The sequence below is a fragment of the Luteibacter sp. E-22 genome (genome assembly GCF_049913125.1).
In the GTDB taxonomy this organism is placed as follows: domain Bacteria; phylum Pseudomonadota; class Gammaproteobacteria; order Xanthomonadales; family Rhodanobacteraceae; genus Luteibacter.
Window position 1 is genome coordinate 2,307,018 of record NZ_CP183975.1, and the last position, 25,171, is coordinate 2,332,188.

Below are 25,171 nucleotides of genomic sequence, written 5' to 3' on the forward strand. Positions count from 1 at the left end.
TAAGTGGTGATTTAATATATGCCCGCCACCGCATGCGGTCAAATGTCCGGCCGTTCATGGTATCCATGCGGGTCATCGATTCCGGAGACACCGTGGTCACTTCCTCTCCCCGCAAGGCCCGCCGTCCGGGCCGCCCGCCCACCCAGCCCGACGGGCCGGACCAGCGCGAACGACTGGTCGGCATCGCGCTGGAGCTGTATGCGCGACAGGGCTACACCGCGACCACGCTGGCCGCGATCGCCCGCGCCGCCGGCATGACCCCCGCCGCGGTGCACTACTACTTCAAGACACGCGAGCAACTGTTCGACACCATCTTCGACGAACACATCGCGCCGATGCGCGCGCGGATCGACGACATCTTCCAGACGCACGCGAATGATCCGGCAGCGGCGTTCGCCCGCCTCGCGGAACGTTTCGTCGAACTCGCCGCCGAGCACTCCTGGATGGGCCCGGTGTTCTTCGGCGAGTTGCTCAACGACCACGACCTGTTCAAGCAGCACCTGCGCAAGCGCGTCAAGGCGAGTCGCCAGGTCGCCCTGGTCACGGCTATTCGTCGATGGCAGGACGAGGGCCGGCTGAACAAGGCGCTGGACCCCGCCCTGCTGATGACCTCGATCCTGAGCCTGACCGTCTTGCCGATGACCGCGCTGCGCAAATGGAAGGACGATCCCCTGCGCAAGCACATCGGGCCGGAGGAGATCACGCGGCACGCACTGGCCCTGCTCAGCCACGGGCTGGCGCCGCCGAAGGCGTAGAATCGGTGTTTTCGACGCGGAGCGGTACCTTGTCCTTTCCCTATTCCCTCGTCATCTTCGATCTCGACGGCACGCTGGTCGACAGCGCGGCCGACATCGCCGAATCGGTGAACCGCACGTTGCGCGACTGGAAGCTACCCACCTACGACACGGACCAGGTCACCGGCTGGATCGGCGAGGGCTCGCGCAAGCTCATCACCTACGCCTTCCGTCATGCGGGAAGCGACGTGGATATCGACGAGGTCATGCCAGGCTTCCTCGCGCACTACGCGGAAACCGCGCTCGATGGCGTCGCCTACGATGGCGTGGTCGAGACGTTGAAGACGCTTCACGCGCAGGGCGTGAAGCTGGCGGTATGCACGAACAAGAACGAGGAATTCGTGCGCCCCTTGCTGGAGGTGCGCGGCATGCTGCCTTACATCGACGGCATCGTCGGTGGAAACACCTTGCCCGAGCGCAAGCCCAGCGGCGTGCCCTTGCGCCATCTCGCCGACGAGGCACGCGTGCCGATCGAACGAAGCCTCATGGTCGGCGATTCCGAAAGCGACGTGCTCGCCGCGCGCGATGCGGGCATGGACTTCGTCCTGGTGAGCTACGGCTATCGCAAATCGCTCGACCTGCACGGTGCCGGCGCGGTGGCCGTGATCGACCGCATGCCGGACCTGCTGTCGCTCGCCTCGTCCGAGGCCGTCGGCTAAGCCGGCATGCCTCACCGCGTGGCCGCGATGGCCGCCTCGATCAACCCCACGTCGTCGACGATGCCGTAGTCGGGCGGCGCGGAGTAACCGAAGCGCACCACCACCAGATGCTCGGACGGCACGACGTAGATGCGCTGGCCCATGGTGCCGCTGGCGAAGAAGCCATCCTTCGGAAAACCGCCCGCGACCCGCCGGCGTGCCAGGTCGCTCGGCCCGTCGTTGGTCCAGAAGCCGGCGCCGTAAGGGGCTCCCAGCGTGGAGGTTCGCGACCAGCCCACCCAGCCTTCGGGAAGCAGCCGCGTCCCGTCCGGCGCGATGCCGTCGCGCAGGTAGAGCATGCCGAAGCGCGCATAGTCGCGGGCGCTGGCGTACACATAGGTGGAACCGACGAACGTGCCCTGCCCGTCGAATTCCATCGTGACCTCGCCCATGCCCAGCGGGTCGAACAACTCGCGCCGGGCGAACGCGCGAAGCCCCGCGGGACCTCCGCCCACCTTTTCGCCGAGCAGGCGGTCGAGCAGTACCGTGTTTCCCGAGGTGTATTCGAAGGACGAGCCCGGGGGTTCCTTCGCCGGCTGCGCGGCGGCGAATCCCGCCATGTCGGCATGCAGGAATTCCATCCTGGCCACGGGACTGAAGGCCGATTCGGCTTCCTCGATGGCGAGTCCGCTGCGCATGCGCATGAGATCTTCGACCGTGATCGCGGCGCGCGTGTCGCCCGGCGCCTTCCACTCGGGCGCGCCGACGGGCTGGTCCGCGCGAAGACCACCCTTCCGCGCGACGATGCCGAGGAAGGCATTGGTGAACGACTTGGCGACGGAGAAGCTGATCAGGGGCGTGTGCACGCCGAATCCGGGCGCATAACGTTCGGCGATGACGCGGCCGTCCTTCACCACCACGACCGCCTTCACGCGCTTGGGTGGCTTCCCCGGCGCGTCGTCGAAGACGCGATCGATCGCGGCGGCGATCGCGGGTGGCGCGGCGGCGACGGCATCGGCGGGCGCGAATCCATCGGCAGCCGCCACGGCATGGCTCGTCGCATCGGTGGGCAGCGGACGGTTGCCAGGCAAGACGAGGCGGCAACCATATCCGGGGACGAACTCGGCGCGGGCGAGCGACCGGAACGGCCCGGAAACCTCCACGCCGGCCGGATCTCGCGATACGTGGGGCGTGAGCAGGCGTGCGGCGGCGTCGCCGATCATCGGCGTCACCAGTTCGTCGTACGTCTGCCGTGGGTCCTGGTTCCCCACGAAGGTCATCGAGCAGACATGGTGGGCCGCGACACCGGCGGCGACACGCAGCGCCACGTCGGGACGGAACACGGCCCATCCCACGGCGCCGAGCGCGATGACGACTCCGGTTGCAATAAGGGCTTTCTTCGCCATGGTTGATCTCCGACAGGTGGACGGAGTGTGGAACGGCGTTCGCCGCCCACGGGTGCCACCAGGGACGAAGTCAGGAATGCCGGGGACGAATCCCGGCCAGGAAGGTCGCGACGGTCGGGAGAAGAGCCTCCGCGGTCAGGCTCCGAGCGACAGGCCTTCGGGCAGGTTCGCCAGGTAACGGCGCGTCCAGGTGACTCGCGCGCCGTCGGCCATCAGTAGCCGCCGTTCGCCGTCGGGCCAGGGCTGTACCTCGCGCACCGCATCGAGACGGACGATCGCCGATCGGTTCACCCGCACGAAATGACGGGGATTGAGGCGGCCCTGCATCGCGTCCAGCGTTCCCCGCAGCCGATAGGCCGTGCCGTCCACATACACGTCAAGGTAGTTGCGATCGGATTCGATGCGGTCGATACGCTCGACGCGCACCAGTTCGGCAGCGTCGCCACTGGGCAGCAGCAGACGATCCAGATAGCGCTGTGGCGGCGGTGCACCCCCCAGCAGGCCGTCCACGCGCCCTGCGATTCCGAGCGCGGGCGCCACCTTGTCACGCAAGCGCGCCACCGCGCGGGCGAAACGCTCCGGCCCCACCGGTTTCAGCAGGTAGTCGAAGGCGTGCACCTCGAAGGCGCGCACCGCCTCGTCGTCGTGCGCGGTGACGAAGACGATCTCCGCCGGCAAGGGATCGCCCAGAGCCTGCAAGACGGCGAAGCCGTCGAGGCCGGGCATGCTGATGTCCAGGAAGACCACATCGGGGCGGTCGCGCTGGATCAACCGCACCGCTTCACGGCCATCGGAAGCTTCGCCGATCCATTGCACACCCTCGCTTTCGGCGAGGTAGCGGCGCAGCTTGGCCCGTGCGGGGGCCTCGTCGTCGACCACGACCGCGCGCAGGCTCATGCGACCTCCCAGCGCCTGGCCGGCAACCAGACGCTGACGACACTGCCACCGCCGACCACAGGCTCAAGCCGCACTCCCGCCTCCTCGCCATAAAGATGGCGAAGCCGCGCCCCGACATTGCCCAGGCCGATGCCGTGCCCCGGCCGGGCCATGGCACCGCCGCCGTCATCGCGCACGCGAACGGTCAGACGGCCGGCTTCGCGCGAGGCGTCCACGCGCACGCGCCGTCCATCGCCGGAGCCGCCATGTTCGATGGCGTTCTCCACCAACGGCTGGAGCAGCAGGAAGGGAATCCGCAGGTCGTCGAGCGAGGGATTCGCCTCGACCTGCACGTCCAGCCCGTCGCCGAAGCGAACGCGCTGGATGTCCGTGTAGAGCGAGACCAGTCGCCATTCTTCGGCGAGGCTGTGCTCATGACTGGATGCGGACAACGTGTTGCGCAGCAACTCACCGATACGTGAAAGCATTTCGTCGGCCACGCGCGGCCGCTCGTACATCAGCTCCGACACGGCGTTGAGCGTGTTGAAAAGGAAGTGCGGGTTGAGTTGCAGGCGCAAGGCGTCCAGCCTCGCCTCGGATAACGCGGACTCCAGTTGCACGGCTCGCAACTCCCGTGCCCGTCCTTCCCTGTAGCGGTCGAACAGCCACACCCCGGCCACGATCACCACGTAGAAGAACAGCTGCGTCGGCATCTCCATCAGATAGCGCCAACGCGTCGGCAGGTAGGCGAACTCCGGCATGCCGGCCGCACGGAACACGATCTGGCGGAAGACGATCATCACGCTGGTCTGGGCGATCGACAGCGCGAGGAACAAGCCCGCGTGCGCAAGCCAGGTACGTGGCATGCGCCGCAGCATCAGGAACAGTGCCGGCAGGAATACGCCGAAGCTCAGCGACCCGGTGAGTTCATCGATCAGCTTGGGCGTGAAGAGCGACGGATGGCCGTTGGCGACGTCGACAAGATACCGATTGGTGGCGCGCAGGACGCCGATGGCGACGAGCAGAGCAAACCAGGGCCACACGCCGTGGCCATGTCGCCAGGACGGTCGAGATCCCGTACCGATCGCACTCTCCATGCCTTGCCCGCCCCCTGCGTTGCCAGCACCCCGCGGCTCTTATACCAGAGCCGGGGGTGCTGCCGGGTCAAGTGGCGCGGCGGGGCAGTACCCAGTCCGGCCGGATGAAGTGGCAGGTGTACCCGTTGGGGTATTTCTCAAGGTAATCCTGGTGCTCGGGCTCGGCTTCCCAGAACGGTCCGGCCGGCGCCACCTCGGTCACCACGTTGCCCGGCCACAGGCCGGAGGCGTTCACGTCGGCGATGGTGTCCTCGGCCACGGCCTTCTGCTCGTCGTCGAGGTAGAAGATCGCCGAGCGATAACTCTCGCCAAGGTCGTTGCCTTGCCGGTTCAGCGTGGTCGGATCGTGGATCTGGAAGAAGAACTCCAGCACCTTGCGGTAACTGAGCTTATCCGGATCGAACTCGATCTCGATCGCCTCGGCGTGGCTGCCATGGTTGCGATAGGTGGCGTTGGGCACGTCGCCGCCGGTATAACCGACGCGGGTGGCGATCACTCCCGGCTGCTTGCGGATCAGGTCCTGCATGCCCCAGAAGCAGCCGCCGGCAAGAATGGCGCGCGAGGTCATGCGGCACCTCCCTTCACGTCGTCGGCGAACAGGCTCGCGTACTGCCCGTAGCCTTCCTTCTCCAGGTCGGCCAGGGGGATGAAGCGCAGCGAGGCGGAGTTGATGCAATAACGCAGGCCACCACGGTCGCGCGGACCATCGGGAAAGACATGGCCCAGGTGGCTATCGGCGTGGGTCGAGCGGACCTCGGTCCGGACCATGCCGTGGCTGGCGTCCTTCTTCTCGATGACATGCTCGTTTTCGAGCGGTTGGGTGAAGCTCGGCCAGCCGCAGCCGCTGTCGAATTTATCGAGCGACGAGAACAGCGGCTCACCCGAGACGATGTCGACGTAGATGCCCGGCGCGTGACTATCATGGAACTCGTTGTGGAACGGCCGCTCGGTGCCGCTCTGTTGGGTGACCCGGAACTGCTCGGGGGTCAACTTCGCCAGCGCTTCGGGGGTCTTGCGATACTCGGACATGGAGGCCTCCAGGGGAAGGAAGGTTGCCTGGGAATGGGGCTCGGGGACCCTCGTCCCGGCACTCTCCACATAATGTGGCCGCCCGTCTTGGATGCAATGGGACAGGCGGCCGGGAGGCCCTTCAGGCGGCGATGTCCTCGACCCACTGGTGACCCGCCTGGCGCAGCAGTTCGCGGGCCGAATCGGGGCCCCAGGTACCGGCTTCGTAGGTGTCGGGGCCGTTCTCGTCCTCGCGCCAGCCTTCCAGGATCGGCGTCACCCACTGCCAGGCCGCCTCGGTCTCGTCCTTGCGGACGAACAGCGCGGGACTGCCCTTCACGGCATCCAGCATGAGCCCCTCGTAGGAGTCGCGGTAGCGGATGCGGCCCGGCTCGCCGAGCCGGGACAACGCGTCGACCTCGTCGAGGCCGAAGCTGTTGCCGGGATGCTTGACGAAAAGCGGCAAGGTGACGCTTTCGTTCGGCTGCACGCGGATCACGAGGCGGCTGCCCGGCCGCGCCTCGCCGAACAGGCCCGGCTCGCCCGCGCGGAACTGCACGACCACTTCGGTGAGCTTCTCGGGCATGCGCTTGCCCGAACGCAGGTAGAAGGGGACGCCACGCCAACGGGCATTGTCGATCTCCGCCTTCAAGGCGACGAAGGTCTCGGTGTTGCTGGGCTTCTCGCCCGGCAGTTCTTCGCGATAGGCGGGCACTGGCTTTCCACCTGCCGTTCCCTGCACGTACTGGCCGCGCGCGACGTTCGCCCGCAAGTTGTCGCGATCGAGCGGCTTCAGCGACTTCAGCACGCGCACCTTCTCGTCACGCAAGGCATCGGCGTCGAGCGAACCGGGGCGTTCCATGGCGACCACCGTGAGCACCTGCAACAAATGGTTCTGGATCATGTCGCGCAATGCACCGGAACCGTCGTAGTAACCGCCCCGTCCTTCGAGGCCGACGGTCTCGGCAGCGGTGATCTGCACGTACTCGATGGAATCACGATCCCACATGCGCTCCAGCATCGGGTTGGCGAAGCGCAGCGCGATGATGTTCTGCACGGCTTCCTTGCCGAGGTAGTGATCGATGCGGAAGATGCTCCCCTCGGGGAAGTAGCGGCCGACGCCTTCGTTGACCTTGCGTGCCGTTTCCAGGTCGGTGCCGATCGGCTTCTCCAGCACGATGCGCGACGACTCGGTGCGCAGGCCCTTCTCCGCCACGTTGCGGGCGATGTCGCCGTACAGGTCCGGCGCCGTCGCCAGATAGAAGACGCGCACCCGATCGGCCGCGGCGTTCGATTCCAGCAGTGACTTCAGGCCTTCCCAGTTACCGGTGGATTCGGCGCCGTTGAGACTCACATAGTGAACCATGCGCAGGAACCGGTTCACTGTCGCATCGATGAGCTCGTCGGCGCGCACGTGTTCGTGCAGCGCCTGGCGCGCACGCTCGCGATAGCTTTCATCGTCCAGCGGCGAGCGTGCGGTACCTACGATGCGTGAATCGGCGGGAACCTGTCCTTCGGCGAAACGCCTGTACAGCGCAGGCAATAACTTGCGCATCGTGAGGTCGCCAGTGGCGCCGAAGATGACGTAATCGAAAGAATCGACGGGTTCGAGCGGGGTGGAACTGTTCATGAGGGGATTTCCGATGGCGATTTGGGTGGGGCGGCATGCTGCCGGCACCTCGACCGAAACATGAATAAGGCGCCATTGGCGCCTTTCAAGTACGTCTACAGCGATCACCGTTGCCTCCACGGCATAAGTGTTATGCGCCGCGAGGTATGACGGCTCGCACACCCTCGTCCCCATGGATCGGTGCAGGGCCCCGCACCGGGGCCGACCGCCCCTGTGGCGGACTCTCACTTAGTCCAGGAACATCAAGATGAGCAAGCTCAAAGACAAGGTCGCGCTGGTCACCGGCGCATCCAAGGGCATCGGCGCAGGCATCGCCAAGGCGCTCGCGGCCGAAGGCGCGTCGGTCATCGTGAACTACGCGTCCAGCAAGGCGGGTGCGGACAAGGTCGTGGCCGAGATCGAGGCGGCCGGTGGCAAAGCCGTCGCCGTGGGCGGCGACGTGTCCAAGCAAGCGGAAGCGGAAAACCTCGTCGCCAAGGCCATCGAGCACTTTGGCCGTCTGGACGTCGTGGTGAACAACTCGGGCGTATACGAGTTCGCTTCGATCGAAGTGACAACCGAGGAACTGTACCGCCGCACCTTCGACATCAACGTGCTCGGCACCCTGCTAGTCACCCAGGCAGCCGTCAAGCACCTGGGCACGGGCGCCAGCATCATCAACATCGGCTCCACCGCCACCCGCATCACGCCGCCCGAGAGCGCCGTCTACACCGGCACCAAGGGCGCGGTGGACGCGATCACGGGTGTGCTCGCCCGCGAACTGGGGCCGCGCGGCATCCGCGTGAACGCGGTGAACCCGGGCATGGTGATCACCGAAGGCGTGAAGTCGGCAGGCATCGAGGGTTCGGACTTCGAGACCTTCGCCATCAGCCAGACTCCGCTCGGCCGTATCGGCCAGGTGGACGACATCGCCCCGATCGTCGCCTTCCTGGCTTCGGACGACGCGCGCTGGCTCACCGGCGAACTAATCATCGCCTCGGGTGGCATGCGCTGATCCCGGACAGCTAGTCGGCAGGCCGGAGCCCGTAGAGTTCCGGATGGAGGAACGGCGCCATCGCCAGCACCATCGCCTGTGTGTACGCGCTCTCGCGTGTCGCATGGCCGTTGGTGACCAGGCCGATGGCGCCGCCCTGCTGCTTGATGTTCACCGTGTTGAACAGGCGGTCCATCACATCGCCGAGTTCGTCGCCCTCAAGCAGGGCCTCGTAGACCGCCGGCGGCAGGGGCAGCCATGCGCTGCACCCGACCGATACGTCGACGCCGTTCGCGATGGCGACATAGCCGAACGTACCCGGGCCATCCTCGGTGACGTCGACACCGCCTTCCAGGGCGACGTAGAAATCGGCCTCGCCATTCTGCCGGCAGAAATTCATGCGATTGAGCGCGCCCTCGCGGGTTTCCGCGGCGGACATGGGTTGGTCGTGAACGCCCGAAGGCGCATGCATGCCCTCGCACTCGACCAGGCGGCCGGGGAACAGCGGCGCCAGCGCGTTACGCACGGCGCCGATCTTGACCGGATTGCGCGAGCCGACCAGAACCCTGATCGGCGTGTTGTCGTTGGACATCGGAACCTCGGTATCAGTCGGAGAGCGCGCGGTCGACCATCGCCTGTGCCTCGGCGAGGACGGTCTGCAGATGTTCCTTGCCGCGGAAGCTCTCGCCATAGACCTTGTAGATGTCCTCGGTGCCCGACGGACGCGCGGCGAACCAGCCGTTCGCCGAGATCACCTTGATGCCACCGATGGCCTGCCCGCCCGCCTTGTTGGTCACCTCGACGATCGGATCGCCCGCGAGTGTCCGGGAGGTGACCTGCTCGGGCGCGAGCTTCGACAGCTTCGCCTTCTGCGCATGGTTGGCCGGCGCGTCGATGCGCGCATTGGCCGGCTCGCCCAGTTGCTTGGTGATGTCCGAATACAACTCGCCCGGGTCCTTGCCGAGGCGGGCCGTCATCTCGCCGGCGAGCAAGGCGGCCACGATGCCATCCTTGTCGGTGGACCACGCCGAGGCGTCCTTGGCCAGGAACGATGCGCCGGCGCTTTCCTCGCAGCCGAAGCCGAGGCTGCCGTCGTACAGGCCCGCGACGAAATACTTGAAACCCACCGGCACCTCGCGCAACGGCCGGCCCAGGTGCCCGGCGATGCGGTCGAGCAGCGCGGTGCTCACCGCGGTCTTGCCGACGGCCGCGTCGGCACGCCAGCCGGGACGATTCTGGAACAGGTACCAGGCCGCGGCGGCGAGATAATGATTGGCCTGCATCAGGCCCGAACTCGGCGCGACGACGCCATGCCGGTCGTGGTCCGTGTCACAGGCGAAGGCCACGTCGAACTTGTCCTTCAGGCCGATCAGCCGCTGCATCGCATACGAGGACGATGGGTCCATGCGCACGCGGCCATCCCAGTCGAGCGACATGAACGAGAACGTCGGGTCGACGGCCTCGCTTACCACCGTGAGGTTCAGGCCATAGCGTTCGCCGATCGCGCTCCAGTAATGGACGCCCGCGCCACCGAGCGGATCGACCCCCATGCGCACGCCCTTCGCGCGGATGATTTCCAGGTCGAGCACGTCGTCCAGGTCGCCGACGTAGCGTTGCAGGAAATCGAATTCATGCGTGCTTCCGGTATTGCGGGCCCGGGCGAAGGGAATGCGTTTCACCTCACGCAGGCCGCCTTCGATCAGGGCGTTGGCACGCGCCGCGATCCACGACGTGGCGTCGGTATCCGCGGGACCGCCATGCGGAGGGTTGTACTTGATACCGCCGCTCTCGGGCGGATTGTGCGACGGGGTGATGACGATGCCGTCGGCGCGACCGCTGTCGCGACCGCGGTTGTGGACCAGGATGGCATGCGACACCGCGGGTGTCGGCGTGAACTCGCCGCCGGCGGATATCTGCGTCTCCACGCCGTTTCCGGCCAGCACTTCCAGGGTGCTTTCGAACGCCGGACCGGACAACGCGTGGGTGTCGATGCCGACGAATACCGGACCGTCGACGCCATCCTTCGCACGATATTCACAAATGGCCTGGACCACGGCAAGCACGTGCCATTCGTTGAATGAACGGTCGAACGAGGAACCGCGATGACCGGACGTACCGAAGACCACCCTCTGTTCAGGGACGGACGGATCGGGCTTGAGGTCGTGGTAGGCGGCGAGCAAGGCCGCCACGTCGACAGGCTGGCTCTCCGTCGCGGGCTTTCCCGCAAGTGGGCTGATCTTGGCACTCACCATGGCTCTCCTGGAATCCGGTCCCCAAGCATACGACGTGTTTTGAGAAATCTTCCATGTCCGTCGCGTCCGGCGATGGTTATCGTGGTGCCTGGCGATCGCGCATCACAAGCGCAACCGCTCGATGTACTCGAAAATTTCGGCATCCGTGTCCAGCCGCAACTTTCGCATCGCGTTCGATTTCTGCTGGCTGACGGTCGACAATCCACGCCCGGTCGCCTTGGCGATATCGGTGACGCTGTTACCGGCTGCGAAGAGCCGCAGGATCTTCAGTTCGCGCGGTGAAAGGTCGGCCAGCGTCCCGGACTTGCCCAGTGGCTCGCCGTGTGGCGTGGCGACCAGATCGCGCACCGAACTACCGAGGTAGACATGATTCGACAGGATTTCCATCAACGCCTCGGGAATTTCCCGGGTGTCGCCGGACTTGCCGATGAGGCCGAGCACACCTGTTCCGATGATTTCGCGATACAACGCCGGATTGGCCAACGTCGTGATCACCATCACCGGAAGCGTGGGATGTCGCCGGCGTATCTCGTGCAACAGGACGAGACCATCCTGCCCCGGGGCGGGCATGCTGAAGTCGGTGATCAGCGCATCGCAGGGCGTCACCGCGAGCAGGTCGAGGAGTTCGTCCGGCGACTGCGCTTCGCCTACCACCGTCGCGAGGCCATCTTTGGCCAGGGCGAGGCTGAGGCCCTTCAACACGACGGGGTGATCGTCCGCCAGAATGACGCGGTAGACCATGAGTGATCCATCCTTTCTTGCTTGTCCAACCACCAACGTACCGGTCTGGAGCATCGTGGGCGGGCCGCAGAGTTGAGCACATCGCGCTCTCCGATGCCACTCCTGCATCGCATCGCCAAATGGTGGAAGACCCGTGGGAACATCGCTTCGCGACTGCGCATCGAGACCAGCAACAGCCTGCCCCAACTGCTGGGCAAGGTTGGCCGCCGCTACACCCGGGATGCGCTCGCACGCGGCATCCGGCTCGACTTCGAGATCGATCCCGCGCTCGCCGGCGACCTGCAAGGCCCGTTTCCCGCGCTTGGCCGTGCACTGTCCTTGCTGCTGGAACACGCGCTCCACACGCGCAGCAGGCATGTCGCGTTACATGTGGACGTGGTCGGCGACGACGCGGGAACGCAGATCGTGCATTTCACGGTGGCTGACGAACACAGTCCCGCGGCGGACGACCGCGCATGCCTCGACGAGGTGGCGGGAATGATCGCCGCCGTCGGCGGCGTGGTCCATCGTGAATGGGACACGGACATCGGCAACCGGATCATCATCGAACTCGCCTTCGAACGGCCGCGCGTGCCACCACGCATCGACGTGGACGCCTTGCGTTCCACGCTCGGAGGCGAACACGCGCTGCGCGAAGTGATCGTCGCACTCGACCGCGCGCTGAGCAGCGACCTCGCCGGTCTCGGCGCGCTGCTCGGCGAGCCGGGAACCGTCCACCTGCAAACCTGGCTGCACAGGGTATCGGGCGCCCTCGGCATGGCCGAGGCCACCGAATTGTCCTGCGTCGGGCTGGCGCTCGAACGGGAACTCGGGCAAGGACGCAACCGCTACCTCGACCAGGCGATCGTGCGCTTCGCCGACGATGCCGGCCAGGTGCTGCAAGCCCTTCGGGAACACGCCGGGCCGATGGGCTATAGTCCCGGGTCGTGAGTACCCTGCCCTCCCTCGACACCGTCATCGCGGACCCGCTGCGCGGCTTCATCGACGCGCATCCACGCTTGTTCGTCCTGACCGGCGCGGGCATCAGCACCGATTCGGGCATTCCCGACTACCGCGACGACCGCGGGGCGTGGAAACGAAGCCCGCCGATGACGTTGCAGGCATTCATGAGCGGGCCTGCCGCGAGGGCGCGCTATTGGGCGCGCGGCATGATCGGCTGGCGTCATTTCGCCAGCGTCGCGCCAAACGTGGCGCATCGCGCCCTGGCGGCGATGGAACACGCGGGCCGTATCGAACTGCTGCTCACGCAAAACGTCGACGGCCTGCACGAGCGGGCGGGCAGCCTGAATGTCGTCGACCTGCACGGCCGGCTCGATCGCGTGCGTTGCATGCAATGCGGTGACCTCACCACACGCGAAGCCATGCAATCGCGCCTGGAGAAGGCCAACCCCACGTGGATGGCCTTGCAAGCCACCGTCGCGCCGGACGGCGACGCCGACCTCGATGAGGTCGATTTCTCCGCGTTTTCCATCCCGCCTTGCACGGTGTGTGGCGGCATCCTCAAGCCGGATGTCGTCTTCTTCGGCGAGAACGTGCCCCGTGCCCGCGTGGACACCGCGTGGGCTCATCTGGGACGGGCCGATGCCATGCTGGTCGTGGGCTCGTCGCTGATGGTTTATTCGGGCTACCGGTTCGTGCTCGAGGCATCGCGGCGCGGCTTGCCGATCGCCTCGGTGAACCTTGGCGTGACGCGAGCCGACGGCCTGATCCCGCTGAAGATCGAGCGCTCCTGCGCTGAAGCACTGGCGCCGTACGCCTAGCGCCTGTCGCGAAAAAAGCGGCGAAGCAGGTCGCCCGCCGCCTCGGCTTCCAGGCCGCCTGACACCTCGACACGGTGGTTGTGCCGTGGCGACACCAGGGTGTCGAAAACGCTGCCGGCCGCCCCGGTCTTCGGATCGGTGGCCCCGAACACCACGCGGGCGATGCGCGCGTGCACCATCGCCATCGCGCACATCGCGCACGGTTCCAGGGTGACGTAGAGCGTGGCCCCGGGAAACCGGTAGTTCGACAGCGTTTCGCCCGCCGCTCGCAGTGCCTGGATCTCCGCATGCGCGGTGGGATCGTTGAGCGTGATGTTCCGGTTCCAGCCCTCGCCGACCACCACGCCATCGAGCACGATCACGGCGCCGACCGGCACCTCGCCTTCGGCGTCGCGCGCATGCACGGCCAATTCGAGCGCGCGAGCCATCCAGGCACGATCGGCCTCGTCGAACATGGCGTGGCTGGCGGATGGAATGGCGTCGTTCGGAAGCAAGGCGGCAGCCCGGTATGCGGAATCCGGAATTCTACGCCACAGCCGGCACCCCGGTGGGAGCGGACCCTGTCCGCGATGTCCCCCTCAGCGCCTGAAACACCCCAACGCATGATCGTCCACGATCCCCACCGCCTGCATCCAGGCATAGGTGATCGTCGGCCCCACGAACTTGAAGCCGCGTTTCTTCAGGTCTTTCGAAATGGTGACCGAAAGCGGCGTCTGCGCCTGCACCGTACGGCCGTCGCCACGCAGCACCCTGCCTTCGGTGAACGACCAGCAATAACCGTCGAAGTCCTCTCCACGGGCACGCATGTCTTCATAAATGCGGGCACCGTTGATCGTGGCCTCGATCTTGGCGCGCGAGCGGATGATCCCCGGATCGTCGAGCAACCGCAGGATGTCCTTCTCGCCGAAACGGGCGACCTTGGCGGGTTCGAATCCCTTGAACGCCTTTCGGAAGTTCTCCCGCTTGCGCAGGATGGTGATCCACGAAAGGCCGGCCTGGAAGCCCTCGAGCATCAGTTGCTCCCACAGCATGCGCGAGTCGTGCAGTGGCACGCCCCATTCCGTGTCGTGATATTCCAGGTATAGCGGGTCCGTTCCCGCCCAGGCGCAGCGCTTGGGTTCTTTGCTCATGAATCGTCCTCGGCCTTGTGTCCATGCACGGCCGGGGAAGATATCAGAGCCCGAGGTCCGACAGCCCCGGATGGTCGTCGGGGCGACGACCGAGTGGCCAATGGAACTTGCGCTCGCTTTCCTTGATCGGCAAGTCGTTGATGCAGGCGTAGCGATGGTGCATCTCGCCCGCGCCGTCGAATTCCCAGTTCTCGTTGCCGTAGGAGCGGAACCAGTTGCCACTGTCGTCGCGCCATTCATAGGCGAAGCGCACGGCGATGCGATCGCCGGTGAAGGCCCAGAGTTCCTTGATCAGGCGGTATTCCTGCTCCTTCGCCCATTTGCGGGTGAGGAAGGCGACGATGTCGGCCCGTCCGTTGACGAATTCCGCGCGGTTACGCCAGCGGCTGTCCGGCGTGTATGCCAGGGCCACCTTTTCCGGATTGCGGCTGTTCCAGCCGTCTTCGGCGAGGCGGACCTTCTGGACGGCGGTTTCGTGCGTAAACGGGGGAATGGGCGCTGCCATGCTCGCGCTCCTTGCTGTAGGGAGCGCCCAGTGTAACGACGGCTGCGACAGGGCGACTTGCATCAACTTGTCGCAGTTGTCGCAGCCGCCCCGTCACCTTACCAGTACGCGCCGTTCTCGTCCCGCTCCCACGACGCCGTCGGCCCGACCGGACCGTCGACGCCGAACAGGTGACGGTGCCGTGCCGGTTGCGACCGCAAGTACTGCTTTGGCGGAAGCACGGTGGCCCCCAGCTCGGCCGCCGCATGCCAGGGCCAGCGGGGGTCGTAGAGGATGGTGCGTGCCAGGGCCACCATGTCGGCGTCGCCGGTGGCGACGATCGCCTCGGCTTGCTCGGCGCTGGTGATGAGGCCGACCGTCACCACCGGCATCTTCACCGCCTGCTTCACGGCGCGCGCAAAAGGTACCTGGTAACTCGGGCCAGCGGGAATGCGCTGCGAGGGATGGAGCCCGCCGGTGGAAACATGGATCGCATCGCAGCCACGCGCTTCCAGCGCCTTGGCGAAGGTGATCGTCTGCTCCAGGTCCCAGCCGCCTTCCACCCAGTCGGTGGCCGATACACGCATGGTGACCGCCCGGTCGACGGGAAATGCCGCGCGCACCGCTTCGAAGACCTCGAGTGGGAATCGCATGCGGTTCTCCAACGAGCCACCGTATTCATCGGTGCGCTGGTTCGACAAGGGCGAGAGGAACTGGTGCAACAGATAGCCGTGCGCACCGTGCAACTGGACGAAGTCCAGCCCCAGGCGCGCTGCGCGGACCGCCGCCGCCGCGAAGGCATCACGGATACGGACCATGCCCTCGCGATCCAGGGCCACCGGGGCGACATCGCCTTCATTGAACGGTATGGCGGATGGCGCGACCGTCTGCCATCCGTGCGGATCGTCCGGCGGGAGCTGGTGCCCACCCGCCCAGGGAACCTCCGTGGATGCCTTGCGTCCCGCGTGACCGAGCTGGATGCCGATTGCCGTGTGCGACCAGCGGCGAACGCTTTCGAGGGTGCGCCGCATCGCTTCCTCGGTCGCGTCGTCGTAGAGGCCGACGTCGCCCCACGTGATGCGGCCTTCGGGCAGCACGCCCGTCGCCTCGATCGTCAGCAGCGATGCACCGGACATGGCGAGCTGGCCGAGGTGTATCTGGTGCCAATCGGTCATCCGGCCGTTCTCGGCCGAGTACTGGCACATCGGCGCGATGACGATGCGGTTGGGCAACTCCAGGCGACGTACCTGGATCGGCTTGAACAGCGCGGGTTGCGCCATGGTGGTTCTCCTGAAGGGTTTTTCGAAGGTGCAAGCCCACCACATGGTGTCGCGGAAGGGATTGGCAACCCTTCCTCAACCCGGCGATGCGGCGAGGAGCGCCCTTATGCGCGCAGTGTCCTCCGGTGCGACGGGGTTGTAGACGATCATGCTGAGGTCGGGCCGGCCGTCGACCGTGAACGCGGAGTATTCCATCGTCAACAGGCCACCGTCAGCGTGGCGAAAGACCTTCGTTCCCCCGCCGTGGCCGCTCACGTCATGGTTGCGCCACATCGCGTCGAACTCGGCGCTCTGGCTGCGCATCTCGGCGACGAAGGATTCGATCTCCCTGGATGCCCCCGCGCGCGCGACGTCCGCGCGGAACGACGCGACGACGAAGCGCGCGACGCTCTCCCAGTCGAGCTGCCGCTCCCTGACGCGGGAATGGGAGAACATCAGGCGCAGGATGTTGCGGTCCGCGGCCATGAGTTCGCCGTAATCGGTCAGGACCGCCGCGGCGGCGCGATTCCAGGCGACCACGTCCCACGTGGCGGTGCGCACGATGGCCGGGCAGAGTTCGAAGGCATCGAGCACGCGCTGCAAGCGCGGCGTCACATCCCCCATCGCCTGATAACGAACCTCCGGCGGCCGGCCCAGGCCGAGCAGGAAGAGATGCTCGCGTTCGACATCGGTAAGCATGAGCGCGCGTGCGATGCGGTCGAGCACGTCGGCCGATGGCGCGCCACCTCTCCCCTGTTCGAGCCAGGTGTACCAGGTGGCGCTGACGTTGGCGCGTTGGGCGACTTCTTCGCGGCGTAAGCCCGGTGTACGCCGCCGTACCGACGGGAACCCCAGGGCGGCCGCGTCGAGTTTCTCGCGGCGGTCCCTCAGGAATTCTCCGAGCGCGTTGTCCTTGGCAAGCGGCACACTCATCGTGTTAGTTCCCATACCCGTATAACGTCACTACTTCACCCCGATCGATCATCTGCGGAGAGTACGCCCATCATTCGATCGATGGGAGATTTCCATGCGTGTATTCGTGACAGGTGCGACGGGTTTCGTCGGCTCGGCCGTCGTGAAGGAATTGCGAAATGCGGGACATGCCGTGCTCGGCCTCGCCCGTTCCGACGCAGGCGCCGCGTCGTTGCTCGATGCAGGCGTGGAAGTGCATCGTGGGTCGCTGGAGGATCTGGACAGCCTGCGCCGCGGGGCATCCATGGTGGATGCCGTGATCCATGCGGGCTTCAACCATGATTTCTCCCGCTTCGCGGAGAATTGCGCGATGGATCGCGCCGCCATCCTGGCGCTCGGCGATGCTCTTCAGGGTTCACAGCGTCCGCTGCTGGTCACCTCTGGCGTCGCGCATCTCGCCCATGGTCGCCTCGCCACGGAAGAAGACGGCCCCGTGCCGACCTCCAGCACCTATCCCCGTGCATCGGAAACGACGGCGTTCGAACTCGCGGCACGTGGCGTGCACGCATCGGTGGTTCGCCTTCCTCCTTCCGTGCACGGCGAAGGCGATCACGGGTTCGTGCCTCGCCTTATCCAGTTCGCACGCGAGAAAGGCGTGGCGGCTTACATTGGCGACGGGACCAACCGCTGGCCGGCCGTGCACCGCCTGGATGCCGCGCGCGCGTATCGACTCGCGCTGGACGCCAACGCGATCGGTGGCCGCTTTCATGCCATCGCCGAAGAAGGCGTGCTGTTCCGGGACATCGCCACGGTGATCGGCCGCCGCCTGGGTGTTCCCGTCGCGGGCAAGACAGTCGAGGAAGCGCAGGCCCACTTCGGTTGGTTCGCCATGTTCGCCGGGATCGACGCGCCGACATCGAGTGAACGGACGCGCGCGCAACTCGGCTGGCAGCCGACGCAGCCAGGCTTGCTCGCCGATGTCGACCAGCCGGCTTATTTCGAAGGCGTTTGACGAGCCAGCACGACGTGCATGGCGTTCTCGCCCTGGGCATGTTCGACCACCGCATAGCCCAGGGCGGGAAGATCGATGCCCGCGAACAACGCCTCGCCACCGCCAAGCAACATCGGTGAGATGGCCAGGTGCAGTTCGTCGATCGCGCCGGCTTGCAGGTATTGGCGAATGGTCGAGGCGCCACCGCCGATACGTATATCGGCTCCGCCGGCCGCCTCCCTGGCTCGTGCCAGCGCTTCGTCGATGCCACCGATCACGAAGTGGAAGACCGTGCCGCCTTCCATGTCGACGGGTGCCCGCGCATACCGTGTCAGGACGAAGACAGGGCAATGATAGGGCGGTGTATCGCCCCACCAACCCTTCCAGCTGTCGTCCGGCCACGGGCCGCGAACAGGACCGAACATATTGCGGCCGAGGATCCAGGCGCCCATGCCTTGCATGGATCGCGCGGCATACGTCTCGTCGATCCCCGACGTGCCGCCTTCCTCGCCCGTCATCGCATGGAAGGTTTTCGTGCCGACCAGCCATCGGTGCAGCGCTTCGCCTCCGAGCCCGAGGGGATGATCCAGGCTTTGTTCGGGGCCGGCCGCGAAGCCGTCCAGCGACAAGGTAAATCCAGCGACACGTACCTTCGTCATGCTCCGTCTCCTTTATGACAGCTTCAAAGCGCGATCGAGATCGTCATGCTCGAAAGCACTCGACATGCGCTGGATTTCACCTTCACGGCTTCCCGCTTCCCTTGCCACCTCGCGCCAGGTACGGGTCACGTTCGCCACTTCACGCACGATCGCCTTCGCTTCGGCCAGCCGAACTCCAAACAAGTCCGCCGAATCGAGCAGAAGCTCGAGTGAGCACGTGGCCTCATCGAGGTCGATATTAGTCGCGAGTACCCGAGCTTTGATATCCACCGGTACCGGATTCAGGTCGTACGCTGGCGACAAGGTCCAGCCGGCCTTGCCTCGCCAGAGAAATCCATGATTCCGCAGATGGTCGTCGACGTTCGAGACCAGCACACTGAATGCGACGCGGCGATACAACTGCCTGGCGTCAGCCTTGGCGTCGGCTCCATGGGATGCAAGCGCATCCACGAGTTCCGGATAACTCCCACGCTCGCCGTCGCGCATCCCAAGCATCGACATCGCCGATAGGAAAGGCGTACGTTTCCCTCCATTTCTATCGAATCGGCGGGACAGCAAGACGCCTTTACCCGCGACCGTCACCAACTCGTGGCGAGGGGTTTCGATAGCCGCGCGCTCCGCAAGACGAAGCGCCACTTCTTCCCACGTTTCGATGCTGTATTCGTCGGTGTCTTTTGGAAACTTGGCGATGGAAAGATAGCCGTGCTGATCGATGACGGACGCCTTGGGACGCGCGCCACCAAGCGAGGACCCTGGAGCGAAGATGAGCTTCAGGTCGTCGTCGGATTCTTCATTCCTGAGAATGCGCTCGGTTACCTGCAGCAGCCGGCCCAGCTCTATGACCGGTGGCACGCTACGACCCGGCGCCTGGAATACGTCTTCCCCTCGCCGGCGGAAACGCATCGCGCCCGACCGCGTTTCGTCGGATACACCCAGCAGATAGTCCAGTTCACCCAGCGTACGGACACGACGCCCGTCATGCTCGGCGTTTCGTCGTTCCGCACGTTGCATCAACCGTCGGCCCCAGGTGTCCGGCGCCGAATCGCCTAGCGAACCGAATAGAGGTTGTCCCGCTGGCGGCGCGAACACGCCCTTCGACAGATGCAGTGCCGGTTCGATAGAGAATCGCGCGTCGCAACCGAGCCACTCCTCGCTGTACTCGAACGTGGCGGTTTCACCTCGCCCCGAAGCGTGGTGTCGAAGCAGGCCTACCGATCGGGTTATTCCCGCAAGTTCGATATGGACTTCGACGTCAGACATCGGTCTTCCTTTCGCGCGGGAACCGTACGCGCTTGGGCGACCTCGAAGCGACAAGAAGTTGGCCTTGGCTGTCGGCAGCTATATCAGCGGCTCCGGCCAGGCCATCCAGCAAGCCGAGCGCCTGGAGCACCGCAGCGTAGATACCCATGCCGACCGTAGGATCGCCTGCCTCCACACGCTGCAATGTCGCTCGGGTCGTGAAGGCGCGATCCGCCACGACCGCCATGGTCAGGCGTCGACGGATACGGGCGTCATGTATGTCGGCGCCGAGCTTCCGGAGAGCCCGGCGCACACCTGCTGAGGCGGCATGCGGGGTAGCCATTTGTATACTTCGTAATACCTTAAGTGGATTTAATGTATCACTAAGAATACATTATTGACAGTACGATCGACGTACGCCGATGCCATGGCCGACATGTTTTGCGCGTACCTGAAGGGCATCCACGACGCCTGACATCACGGCGCGGACACGATCTCGATATCCCTCGCGAACTTTTGTAGCAAGCGCACGAGTTCGTCCAGTTCCTTCTCCTCCCAACTCGCGAGGAGCTTTCGACCGAGACGCTCACGGGCGGCGTCCAGGGCGTCGGTCATCGCCTGGCCCTTTGGGGTGACCACGGCCTCGCGCACGCGGCGGTCCTCGCCGCCCGTGCGGCGCTCGACCAGGCCAAGGCTTTCCAGCTTCGCCAGTTGCCGGCTGACGGTGGTGTAGTCACGCCCCACTCGTCCGGCGAGATCGACGACGCCGATAGGTCCGAAGCGCTCGACCACCACCAGGAGCGGAAACAAGGCTCGATCGAGCGAGATGCCGGCTTCGCCGATCAACCTGTCGTCGCCTTCGGGGCGATTGATGACGTTGACGATGCTCAGCAATGCGCCATGCAGTGCGCGTATCCGGGCCGACATATGTGTATCTTGCACATTTTTCTTCGCAGGCATACCCTCTCCTCCACTTGTATGCATATTACACATAAAGGAGCGGACATGACGAACGACACCAGGGTGGACGTACTCATCTGCGGCGCGGGCGCGAGTGGCCTCACGCTCGCCATCGAACTGGCGCGGCGCGGCGTCTCGTTCCGCCTCGTCGAACAAAAGGAAACGCCCTTCCATGGCTCGCGCGGCAAGGGCCTCCAGCCGCGGACGCTGGAAGTTTTCGAGGACCTCGGCATCCTGGAGCGCATCGTGGCGGCGGGTGGCCCCTATCCCTCGCCGCGCTCGTATCGCGACGACGGGGGGTATACCGAATCCGTGCTGATGGAACACGTGGACCCCACGCCCGCCGAGCCCTACCCCGCCGCCGTGATGCTGCCGCAGTACCTCACCGAGCGGGTGATGCGCGAGCGACTGGCCGAACTCGGCCCTCGGCCCGCCTTCGGGCACACCCTCGTAGGGTTCGAACAGGATGCCGACGGCGTCTCCGTCCGGATCGCGGGTCCGCAAGGCGAGCAAACCCTCCATGCCCATTACCTCGTGGGCACCGATGGCGGCCGGAGCACCGTGCGCCAGATGGCGGGCATCGATTTCCCCGGAAAGACCCTGGGCGCGCGCGGCCTGGTGGCCGACGTGGTGTTGACGGGTCTCGATCGGGACGCGTGGCACCGGTTCCGCGAAAACGATCCGCAGAGGCAGATCGCGATATGCCCGCTCGCCGGGACCGACGTGTTCCAGATACAGGCTCCGGTGCCGCTGGAAGGGGACATCGATCTGTCTGTAGAAGGCCTCGCGGCCATGGTCGCCGAGCGTACGGGCCGTGACGACATCCGCATCGTTTCGGTGGCCTGGGCTTCGGCCTTCCACATGCATGCGCGGCTTGCCGATCGCTATCGGGCGGGCCGCGTTTTCCTCGCCGGCGATGCCGCCCACACGCATCCACCGACCGGGGGACAAGGCCTCAATACCAGCGTTCAGGACGCCTATAACCTGGGCTGGAAACTCTCGGCGGTGATCGCGGGCGCGCCCGATGCCTTGCTCGACAGTTACGAGCAGGAACGCCGTCCTATCGCCGCCGACATGCTCGGTCTCTCGACGCAACTGCTCGACTCACTCAAGCGTGGCGACTTGCGGCGTGGCCGTGAGGTTCGCCAGCTCGATCTCGGTTACCCGCGGTCGGCGCTTGCGCTGGAGAGTCCCAAGCGGGCAAGGGGCCTCGCGGCAGGCGACCGTGCCCCGGACGCGCCCGTGCGTGGAGCGGCGGGCATGCCTACGCGCCTGTTCCAGCTGTTCAAGGGAACGCACTGGACGCTGTTGGGCTACGAGGTGGAGCGTGACGCGGTACCGCCACGCGAGGGTCTGCACATCCACACGTTCGGCGCGCGTGGCGACCTGATCGACGATGGTGGGCACTTCGTCGATGCGTACACACCCTCGCCGGGCAGCTGGATACTCGTTCGACCGGACGGCTATGTCGGCGCAATCGTTTCGACAAGCCATCTCGATGCGCTGGAGGAATACCTTCGGCCCCGCCTGATGAATGTCTAGACGGCCAAAGCGCGAATGAAATCCACGAATGCCTTGAGCGGCGGCGGCACGAGCCGCCGCCCGGGGTAATAGAGGAAGGGTCCCGAAAAGCTCTGCCACCATGGCTCGAGGATCGGTTCGAGCGCGCCGCTGTCCAGGTGAGGGCGAAGCCAGTCCTCGAAGAGGTAGATGATGCCGGTGCCCGCGAGCGCGGCGTCGACATTGAGATCGGCGCCGCCGCCGATCCGCACGATTAACTGTCCGGTGGGATCGACCCGAACGACCTCGCCATCGCGTTCGAATTCCCACGGTGGAATCGTGCCGCTCGGGAACCGGCCCCGCAGGCACGCGTGGTGGAGAAGATCGTGCGGATGCTCCGGACGGCCACGACGCGCGAGATACGACGGTGCGGCGGCCGTGGCGAAGCGCTGCACGCGCGGGCCGATCGGGACCGCGATCATGTCCTGTTCCAGGCGCTCGTCGTAGCGAATGCCTGCGTCGCATCCGGCTTCGAGGATGTCGACGAAGTTCTCCTCGGCGATGATCTCGAGGCGGATGTCCGGGTAGGCGGCGAGGAACGGTGGCACGATCGCGGGCAGCACCAGCCGTGCCGCGACCACGGGCACGTTCAAGCGGAGCGTCCCCGCCGGCCGGTCGCGGAAGTCGTTCACCGTCTCGAGCGCCGCTTCCACTTCGGTCAATGCGGGGGCCAACCGCGACAACAAGCCCTTGCCCGCATCGGTGGGGGCGACGCTACGGGTCGTCCGGTTGAGCAAGCGGACACCTACCTGGGCCTCCAGGCGGCGCACCGCTTCGCTGAGGCTGGATGCGCTGGTCCCGTTCGCCCGCGCGGCTTCACGGAATCCGCCGGCCCGCGCCACCACGACGAGCGCGTTCAGATCGTTCAGGTCGACTTTCATCGTTCGCCACTCCGTACAGCCCGTGCGGATTGTGCCGGATTATCGGAATGGTGGAGAGTGGCTATCTTCGTGGCTCATCCGCCTTCGAAGAGATACCTCCATGTCCAGCATCGACCCGTCCGGAACCTTCACCCTCGGCGACCGCCAGGTGAAGCGCCTGGGCTACGGCGCCATGCAACTCGCCGGCCCTGGCGTGTTCGGCCCGCCCAAGGACCATGACGCGGCGGTGGCCGTGTTGCGTGAAGCCATCGCTTCCGGCGTGAACCACATCGACACCAGCGATTTCTACGGTCCGCACGTCACCAACCGTTTGATTCGCGAGGCGCTCGCGCCCTACCCCGACGACCTCGTCATCGTCACCAAGATCGGTGCCCTGCGCGGCGAGGATAAGTCGTGGCGCCCGGCCTTCTCGGCGAAGGAACTCACCCAGGCGGTCCACGACAACCTCCGCAACCTCGGCCTCGACGTGCTCGACGTGGTCAACCTGCGCGTCATGTTCGATGTGCACGGCCCGGCGGAAGGTTCGATCGAAGCGCCTCTCACCACGCTGGCCGAACTCCAGCGGCAGGGCCTCGTGCGCCACGTCGGGCTGAGCAATGTCACGTCGGCGCAGGTCGCGGAAGGACGGCGGATCTGCGAGATCGTGTGCGTGCAGAACCAGTACAACCTCGCGCACCGCGGCGACGATGCACTCATCGACGAACTCGCCAGCCAAGGCATCGCCTACGTGCCGTTCTTTCCCTTGGGTGGTTTCAGCCCGTTGCAGTCGTCCCTCCTTTCCGACGTGGCGCGGCGCCTGGACGCCACGCCGATGCAGGTGGCGCTCGCCTGGTTGCTTCGCCGAGCACCGAACATCCTGCTCATTCCCGGCACGTCCTCCGTCGCACACCTTCGGGAAAACCTCGCCGTGACGGCGTTGGATCTGCCCGACGACGTGATGACGGAACTGGATGGCGTGGCGACACGGCCGGAATGATCAGGTTCGCGCCAGGAATTCGCCGATCAAACGGGCGATCGGCCCTGGTGCGTCTTCCAGGCTGTAGTGCCCGACACCGCCGAGCGTGTGCACGGGCGCATCCGGAAACACTTCGCTGAAGATCGGAAGGAAATGCTCGGCCTGCAAGGTACGGTCGGCCGTCCCCCAGACCGCCAGCGCGGGCCTCGATGAAAGCATGCGCACGGCGCTGGCGTCGGGAACCTCCATGCGATGTGCGCCCGTGGCGAAACCCTTGGCCCAACCGATCGCACCGGCGCAATCCGCCGGCGTTTCGAAGTGAGACCTATAGGCGCGCAACCACGTGTCGTCGATCAACGCATGGTTTTCGAAACCGTTGAGCTTCAACGTGCTCAATATGTTGTAGCCCAGTTCCCCCAGTACGTTCTCGAGACGACCGCGAGCGTCGGCTTCCACGATCCACTGGAACCACGGTGACGTCCGGGCGTTCGCCACCAGGCGCTCGTCGAGTCCCGCCTGCCCGAAGGGCGTCGGGCCGTTGGTCGAGATGACACGGCGAATGCGTCCGGGGTGGCGTGCCGCAAGCCCCATGCCGACCGGGCCGCCGAAATCGTGAAGAACCAGCGTGATGGCCGTCAGGTCCAGCGACAACACGAAGCGTTCGAGGTTGTCGATGTGGTCCTGCAGCCAGTAGGTACGGTTCGCCGGTGTCTCGCTCTTGCCGAAGCCCATGTGATCGGGAACCACGACCCGGTGTGTTCCGGCCAGGGCATGCACGAGATGCCGGAACAGATAGCCCCATGTCGGCTCGCCATGCAGGCACAGGACGACCTCTCCATCACGCGGACCCTCGTCGACGTAATGCATGCGGAACCCCGCGGCCTGGGTGAATCGGGGCATGAAGGGAAACGTGCCATCGAAGGATGCATCGGAACGAATCATGGGGAAATTCTGGTTGAGGAATTA

The 25,171-nt window shown here is 65.6% G+C and carries 27 protein-coding genes and 1 pseudogene; 8 read left to right on the forward strand and 20 right to left on the reverse strand.

Annotated features, from left to right (window positions below; all coding sequences use genetic code 11):
* Nucleotides 1-65: 65 nt before the first annotated feature.
* A complete protein-coding gene (locus ACN9M2_RS10260) occupies nt 66-755 on the forward strand; it encodes a TetR/AcrR family transcriptional regulator (RefSeq protein ID WP_426284645.1) in 690 nt (229 codons plus the stop codon).
* A gap of 29 nt (nt 756-784) precedes the next feature.
* Nucleotides 785-1,453: a phosphoglycolate phosphatase gene (gene gph / locus ACN9M2_RS10265; RefSeq protein ID WP_426284646.1), complete on the forward strand. Its 669-nt coding sequence runs from the start codon at nt 785-787 to the stop codon at nt 1,451-1,453.
* Between the two features lie 11 nt (nt 1,454-1,464).
* Here gph and ACN9M2_RS10270 read toward each other — a convergent pair whose 3' ends face one another.
* The 6 genes from ACN9M2_RS10270 to zwf form a co-directional block, all read right to left on the reverse strand.
* Entirely contained in the window at nt 1,465-2,838 is a 1,374-nt protein-coding gene (locus ACN9M2_RS10270; RefSeq protein WP_426284647.1) for a serine hydrolase domain-containing protein, read from the reverse strand.
* A 135-nt stretch (nt 2,839-2,973) separates the two neighbouring features.
* A complete protein-coding gene (locus tag ACN9M2_RS10275) occupies nt 2,974-3,735 on the reverse strand; it encodes a LytR/AlgR family response regulator transcription factor (RefSeq protein ID WP_426284648.1) in 762 nt (253 codons plus the stop codon).
* Nucleotides 3,732-4,757 (reverse strand): sensor histidine kinase, encoded by a 1,026-nt coding sequence (locus ACN9M2_RS10280; protein ID WP_426284649.1) that lies wholly within the window; start codon nt 4,755-4,757, stop codon nt 3,732-3,734. Before ACN9M2_RS10280 ends, ACN9M2_RS10275 begins: the two co-directional genes overlap by 4 nt.
* Nucleotides 4,758-4,878: 121 nt before the next feature.
* On the reverse strand, nt 4,879-5,379 hold the full coding sequence (msrA, locus tag ACN9M2_RS10285; RefSeq protein ID WP_426284651.1) for a peptide-methionine (S)-S-oxide reductase MsrA: 501 nt from the start codon (nt 5,377-5,379) through the stop codon (nt 4,879-4,881).
* Nucleotides 5,376-5,840, reverse strand: coding sequence for a peptide-methionine (R)-S-oxide reductase MsrB (gene msrB, locus ACN9M2_RS10290; protein ID WP_426284652.1), 465 nt, complete (start codon nt 5,838-5,840; stop codon nt 5,376-5,378). The genes msrA and msrB overlap by 4 nt, the downstream gene beginning before the upstream one ends.
* Before the next feature lie 121 nt (nt 5,841-5,961).
* Nucleotides 5,962-7,449 (reverse strand): glucose-6-phosphate dehydrogenase, encoded by a 1,488-nt coding sequence (zwf, locus tag ACN9M2_RS10295; RefSeq protein ID WP_426284653.1) that lies wholly within the window; start codon nt 7,447-7,449, stop codon nt 5,962-5,964.
* Between the two features lie 247 nt (nt 7,450-7,696).
* Here zwf and ACN9M2_RS10300 point away from each other — a divergent pair, with 247 nt between their 5' ends.
* Entirely contained in the window at nt 7,697-8,443 is a 747-nt protein-coding gene (locus ACN9M2_RS10300) for a glucose 1-dehydrogenase (protein WP_426284654.1), read from the forward strand.
* Between the two features lie 10 nt (nt 8,444-8,453).
* Here the strand turns inward: ACN9M2_RS10300 and yjjX are convergent, their stop codons facing one another.
* The 3 genes from yjjX to ACN9M2_RS10315 form a co-directional block, all read right to left on the reverse strand.
* On the reverse strand, nt 8,454-9,014 hold the full coding sequence (yjjX, locus tag ACN9M2_RS10305) for an inosine/xanthosine triphosphatase (protein ID WP_426284655.1): 561 nt from the start codon (nt 9,012-9,014) through the stop codon (nt 8,454-8,456).
* 13 nt (nt 9,015-9,027) lie between these two features.
* The gene (pgm, locus tag ACN9M2_RS10310; RefSeq protein ID WP_426284656.1) at nt 9,028-10,674 is read right to left on the reverse strand and encodes a phosphoglucomutase (alpha-D-glucose-1,6-bisphosphate-dependent); all 1,647 of its coding nucleotides are present in this window, start codon (nt 10,672-10,674) and stop codon (nt 9,028-9,030) included.
* 102 nt (nt 10,675-10,776) lie between these two features.
* Nucleotides 10,777-11,415, reverse strand: a complete 639-nt coding sequence (locus ACN9M2_RS10315) for a response regulator (RefSeq protein WP_426284657.1) — start codon at nt 11,413-11,415, stop codon at nt 10,777-10,779.
* 93 nt (nt 11,416-11,508) lie between these two features.
* On the opposite strand from ACN9M2_RS10315, the gene ACN9M2_RS10320 reads away from it, so the two are divergent.
* Nucleotides 11,509-12,345, forward strand: a complete 837-nt coding sequence (locus ACN9M2_RS10320) for a hypothetical protein (protein WP_426284658.1) — start codon at nt 11,509-11,511, stop codon at nt 12,343-12,345.
* Between the two features lie 5 nt (nt 12,346-12,350).
* Nucleotides 12,351-13,175 (forward strand): NAD-dependent protein deacetylase, encoded by an 825-nt coding sequence (locus ACN9M2_RS10325; protein WP_426287896.1) that lies wholly within the window; start codon nt 12,351-12,353, stop codon nt 13,173-13,175.
* Here the strand turns inward: ACN9M2_RS10325 and tadA are convergent.
* From tadA to ACN9M2_RS10350, 5 genes and pseudogenes are all read right to left on the reverse strand, one after another.
* Nucleotides 13,172-13,630, reverse strand: coding sequence for a tRNA adenosine(34) deaminase TadA (tadA, locus tag ACN9M2_RS10330; RefSeq protein WP_426287897.1), 459 nt, complete (start codon nt 13,628-13,630; stop codon nt 13,172-13,174). The two genes, ACN9M2_RS10325 and tadA, sit on opposite strands and share 4 nt — an antisense overlap.
* A gap of 123 nt (nt 13,631-13,753) precedes the next feature.
* Nucleotides 13,754-14,305, reverse strand: a complete 552-nt coding sequence (locus tag ACN9M2_RS10335; RefSeq protein WP_426284659.1) for a DNA-3-methyladenine glycosylase I — start codon at nt 14,303-14,305, stop codon at nt 13,754-13,756.
* Nucleotides 14,306-14,348: 43 nt separating this feature from the next.
* Nucleotides 14,349-14,810: a DUF1348 family protein gene (locus ACN9M2_RS10340; RefSeq protein ID WP_426284660.1), complete on the reverse strand. Its 462-nt coding sequence runs from the start codon at nt 14,808-14,810 to the stop codon at nt 14,349-14,351.
* Nucleotides 14,811-14,974: 164 nt separating this feature from the next.
* Nucleotides 14,975-16,069, reverse strand: a pseudogene (locus ACN9M2_RS10345) (NADH:flavin oxidoreductase/NADH oxidase); the annotation flags it as partial.
* A gap of 75 nt (nt 16,070-16,144) precedes the next feature.
* Nucleotides 16,145-16,981: a helix-turn-helix transcriptional regulator gene (locus ACN9M2_RS10350; protein WP_426284661.1), complete on the reverse strand. Its 837-nt coding sequence runs from the start codon at nt 16,979-16,981 to the stop codon at nt 16,145-16,147.
* A 94-nt stretch (nt 16,982-17,075) separates the two neighbouring features.
* Here ACN9M2_RS10350 and ACN9M2_RS10355 point away from each other — a divergent pair, with 94 nt between their 5' ends.
* A complete protein-coding gene (locus ACN9M2_RS10355) occupies nt 17,076-17,972 on the forward strand; it encodes an SDR family oxidoreductase (protein ID WP_426284662.1) in 897 nt (298 codons plus the stop codon).
* Here the strand turns inward: ACN9M2_RS10355 and ACN9M2_RS10360 are convergent.
* From ACN9M2_RS10360 to ACN9M2_RS10375, 4 genes are all read right to left on the reverse strand, one after another.
* The gene (locus ACN9M2_RS10360) at nt 17,954-18,610 is read right to left on the reverse strand and encodes a dihydrofolate reductase family protein (RefSeq protein WP_426284663.1); all 657 of its coding nucleotides are present in this window, start codon (nt 18,608-18,610) and stop codon (nt 17,954-17,956) included. The two genes, ACN9M2_RS10355 and ACN9M2_RS10360, sit on opposite strands and share 19 nt — an antisense overlap.
* Before the next feature lie 12 nt (nt 18,611-18,622).
* Nucleotides 18,623-19,621, reverse strand: a complete 999-nt coding sequence (locus ACN9M2_RS10365) for a type II toxin-antitoxin system HipA family toxin (protein WP_426284664.1) — start codon at nt 19,619-19,621, stop codon at nt 18,623-18,625.
* 241 nt (nt 19,622-19,862) lie between these two features.
* Entirely contained in the window at nt 19,863-20,192 is a 330-nt protein-coding gene (locus ACN9M2_RS10370) for a helix-turn-helix domain-containing protein (protein WP_426284665.1), read from the reverse strand.
* 134 nt (nt 20,193-20,326) lie between these two features.
* A complete protein-coding gene (locus tag ACN9M2_RS10375; RefSeq protein WP_371021870.1) occupies nt 20,327-20,809 on the reverse strand; it encodes a MarR family winged helix-turn-helix transcriptional regulator in 483 nt (160 codons plus the stop codon).
* 45 nt (nt 20,810-20,854) lie between these two features.
* Between ACN9M2_RS10375 and ACN9M2_RS10380 the strand changes: the two genes are divergently transcribed.
* Nucleotides 20,855-22,351 carry an FAD-dependent oxidoreductase gene (locus ACN9M2_RS10380; RefSeq protein ID WP_426284666.1) on the forward strand — a complete coding sequence of 499 codons (1,497 nt, stop codon included), beginning with the start codon at nt 20,855-20,857 and terminating at the stop codon, nt 22,349-22,351.
* Here the strand turns inward: ACN9M2_RS10380 and ACN9M2_RS10385 are convergent.
* Nucleotides 22,348-23,229: a LysR family transcriptional regulator gene (locus tag ACN9M2_RS10385; protein ID WP_426287898.1), complete on the reverse strand. Its 882-nt coding sequence runs from the start codon at nt 23,227-23,229 to the stop codon at nt 22,348-22,350. The two genes, ACN9M2_RS10380 and ACN9M2_RS10385, sit on opposite strands and share 4 nt — an antisense overlap.
* 121 nt (nt 23,230-23,350) lie before the next feature.
* Between ACN9M2_RS10385 and ACN9M2_RS10390 the strand changes: the two genes are divergently transcribed.
* Nucleotides 23,351-24,226, forward strand: coding sequence for an aldo/keto reductase family oxidoreductase (locus tag ACN9M2_RS10390; protein ID WP_426284667.1), 876 nt, complete (start codon nt 23,351-23,353; stop codon nt 24,224-24,226).
* Here the strand turns inward: ACN9M2_RS10390 and ACN9M2_RS10395 are convergent, their stop codons facing one another.
* Nucleotides 24,227-25,147: an alpha/beta fold hydrolase gene (locus ACN9M2_RS10395; RefSeq protein ID WP_426284668.1), complete on the reverse strand. Its 921-nt coding sequence runs from the start codon at nt 25,145-25,147 to the stop codon at nt 24,227-24,229.
* Nucleotides 25,148-25,171: the final 24 nt, after the last annotated feature.

Coding starts and splice junctions, on each gene's coding strand:
- ACN9M2_RS10260 (WP_426284645.1), top strand. CDS start 66: ATGCGGGTCATCGATTCCGGAGACACCGTGGTCACTTCCTCTCCCCGC.
- ACN9M2_RS10270 (WP_426284647.1), bottom strand. CDS start 2,838: ATGGCGAAGAAAGCCCTTATTGCAACCGGAGTCGTCATCGCGCTCGGC.
- ACN9M2_RS10275 (WP_426284648.1), bottom strand. CDS start 3,735: ATGAGCCTGCGCGCGGTCGTGGTCGACGACGAGGCCCCCGCACGGGCC.
- msrA (WP_426284651.1), bottom strand. CDS start 5,379: ATGACCTCGCGCGCCATTCTTGCCGGCGGCTGCTTCTGGGGCATGCAG.
- msrB (WP_426284652.1), bottom strand. CDS start 5,840: ATGTCCGAGTATCGCAAGACCCCCGAAGCGCTGGCGAAGTTGACCCCC.
- zwf (WP_426284653.1), bottom strand. CDS start 7,449: ATGAACAGTTCCACCCCGCTCGAACCCGTCGATTCTTTCGATTACGTC.
- ACN9M2_RS10300 (WP_426284654.1), top strand. CDS start 7,697: ATGAGCAAGCTCAAAGACAAGGTCGCGCTGGTCACCGGCGCATCCAAG.
- yjjX (WP_426284655.1), bottom strand. CDS start 9,014: ATGTCCAACGACAACACGCCGATCAGGGTTCTGGTCGGCTCGCGCAAT.
- pgm (WP_426284656.1), bottom strand. CDS start 10,674: ATGGTGAGTGCCAAGATCAGCCCACTTGCGGGAAAGCCCGCGACGGAG.
- ACN9M2_RS10315 (WP_426284657.1), bottom strand. CDS start 11,415: ATGGTCTACCGCGTCATTCTGGCGGACGATCACCCCGTCGTGTTGAAG.
- ACN9M2_RS10320 (WP_426284658.1), top strand. CDS start 11,509: ATGCCACTCCTGCATCGCATCGCCAAATGGTGGAAGACCCGTGGGAAC.
- tadA (WP_426287897.1), bottom strand. CDS start 13,630: ATGTTCGACGAGGCCGATCGTGCCTGGATGGCTCGCGCGCTCGAATTG.
- ACN9M2_RS10335 (WP_426284659.1), bottom strand. CDS start 14,305: ATGAGCAAAGAACCCAAGCGCTGCGCCTGGGCGGGAACGGACCCGCTA.
- ACN9M2_RS10340 (WP_426284660.1), bottom strand. CDS start 14,810: ATGGCAGCGCCCATTCCCCCGTTTACGCACGAAACCGCCGTCCAGAAG.
- ACN9M2_RS10350 (WP_426284661.1), bottom strand. CDS start 16,981: ATGAGTGTGCCGCTTGCCAAGGACAACGCGCTCGGAGAATTCCTGAGG.
- ACN9M2_RS10355 (WP_426284662.1), top strand. CDS start 17,076: ATGCGTGTATTCGTGACAGGTGCGACGGGTTTCGTCGGCTCGGCCGTC.
- ACN9M2_RS10360 (WP_426284663.1), bottom strand. CDS start 18,610: ATGACGAAGGTACGTGTCGCTGGATTTACCTTGTCGCTGGACGGCTTC.
- ACN9M2_RS10365 (WP_426284664.1), bottom strand. CDS start 19,621: ATGCAACGTGCGGAACGACGAAACGCCGAGCATGACGGGCGTCGTGTC.
- ACN9M2_RS10370 (WP_426284665.1), bottom strand. CDS start 20,192: ATGGCTACCCCGCATGCCGCCTCAGCAGGTGTGCGCCGGGCTCTCCGG.
- ACN9M2_RS10375 (WP_371021870.1), bottom strand. CDS start 20,809: ATGCCTGCGAAGAAAAATGTGCAAGATACACATATGTCGGCCCGGATA.
- ACN9M2_RS10380 (WP_426284666.1), top strand. CDS start 20,855: ATGACGAACGACACCAGGGTGGACGTACTCATCTGCGGCGCGGGCGCG.
- ACN9M2_RS10390 (WP_426284667.1), top strand. CDS start 23,351: ATGTCCAGCATCGACCCGTCCGGAACCTTCACCCTCGGCGACCGCCAG.
- ACN9M2_RS10395 (WP_426284668.1), bottom strand. CDS start 25,147: ATGATTCGTTCCGATGCATCCTTCGATGGCACGTTTCCCTTCATGCCC.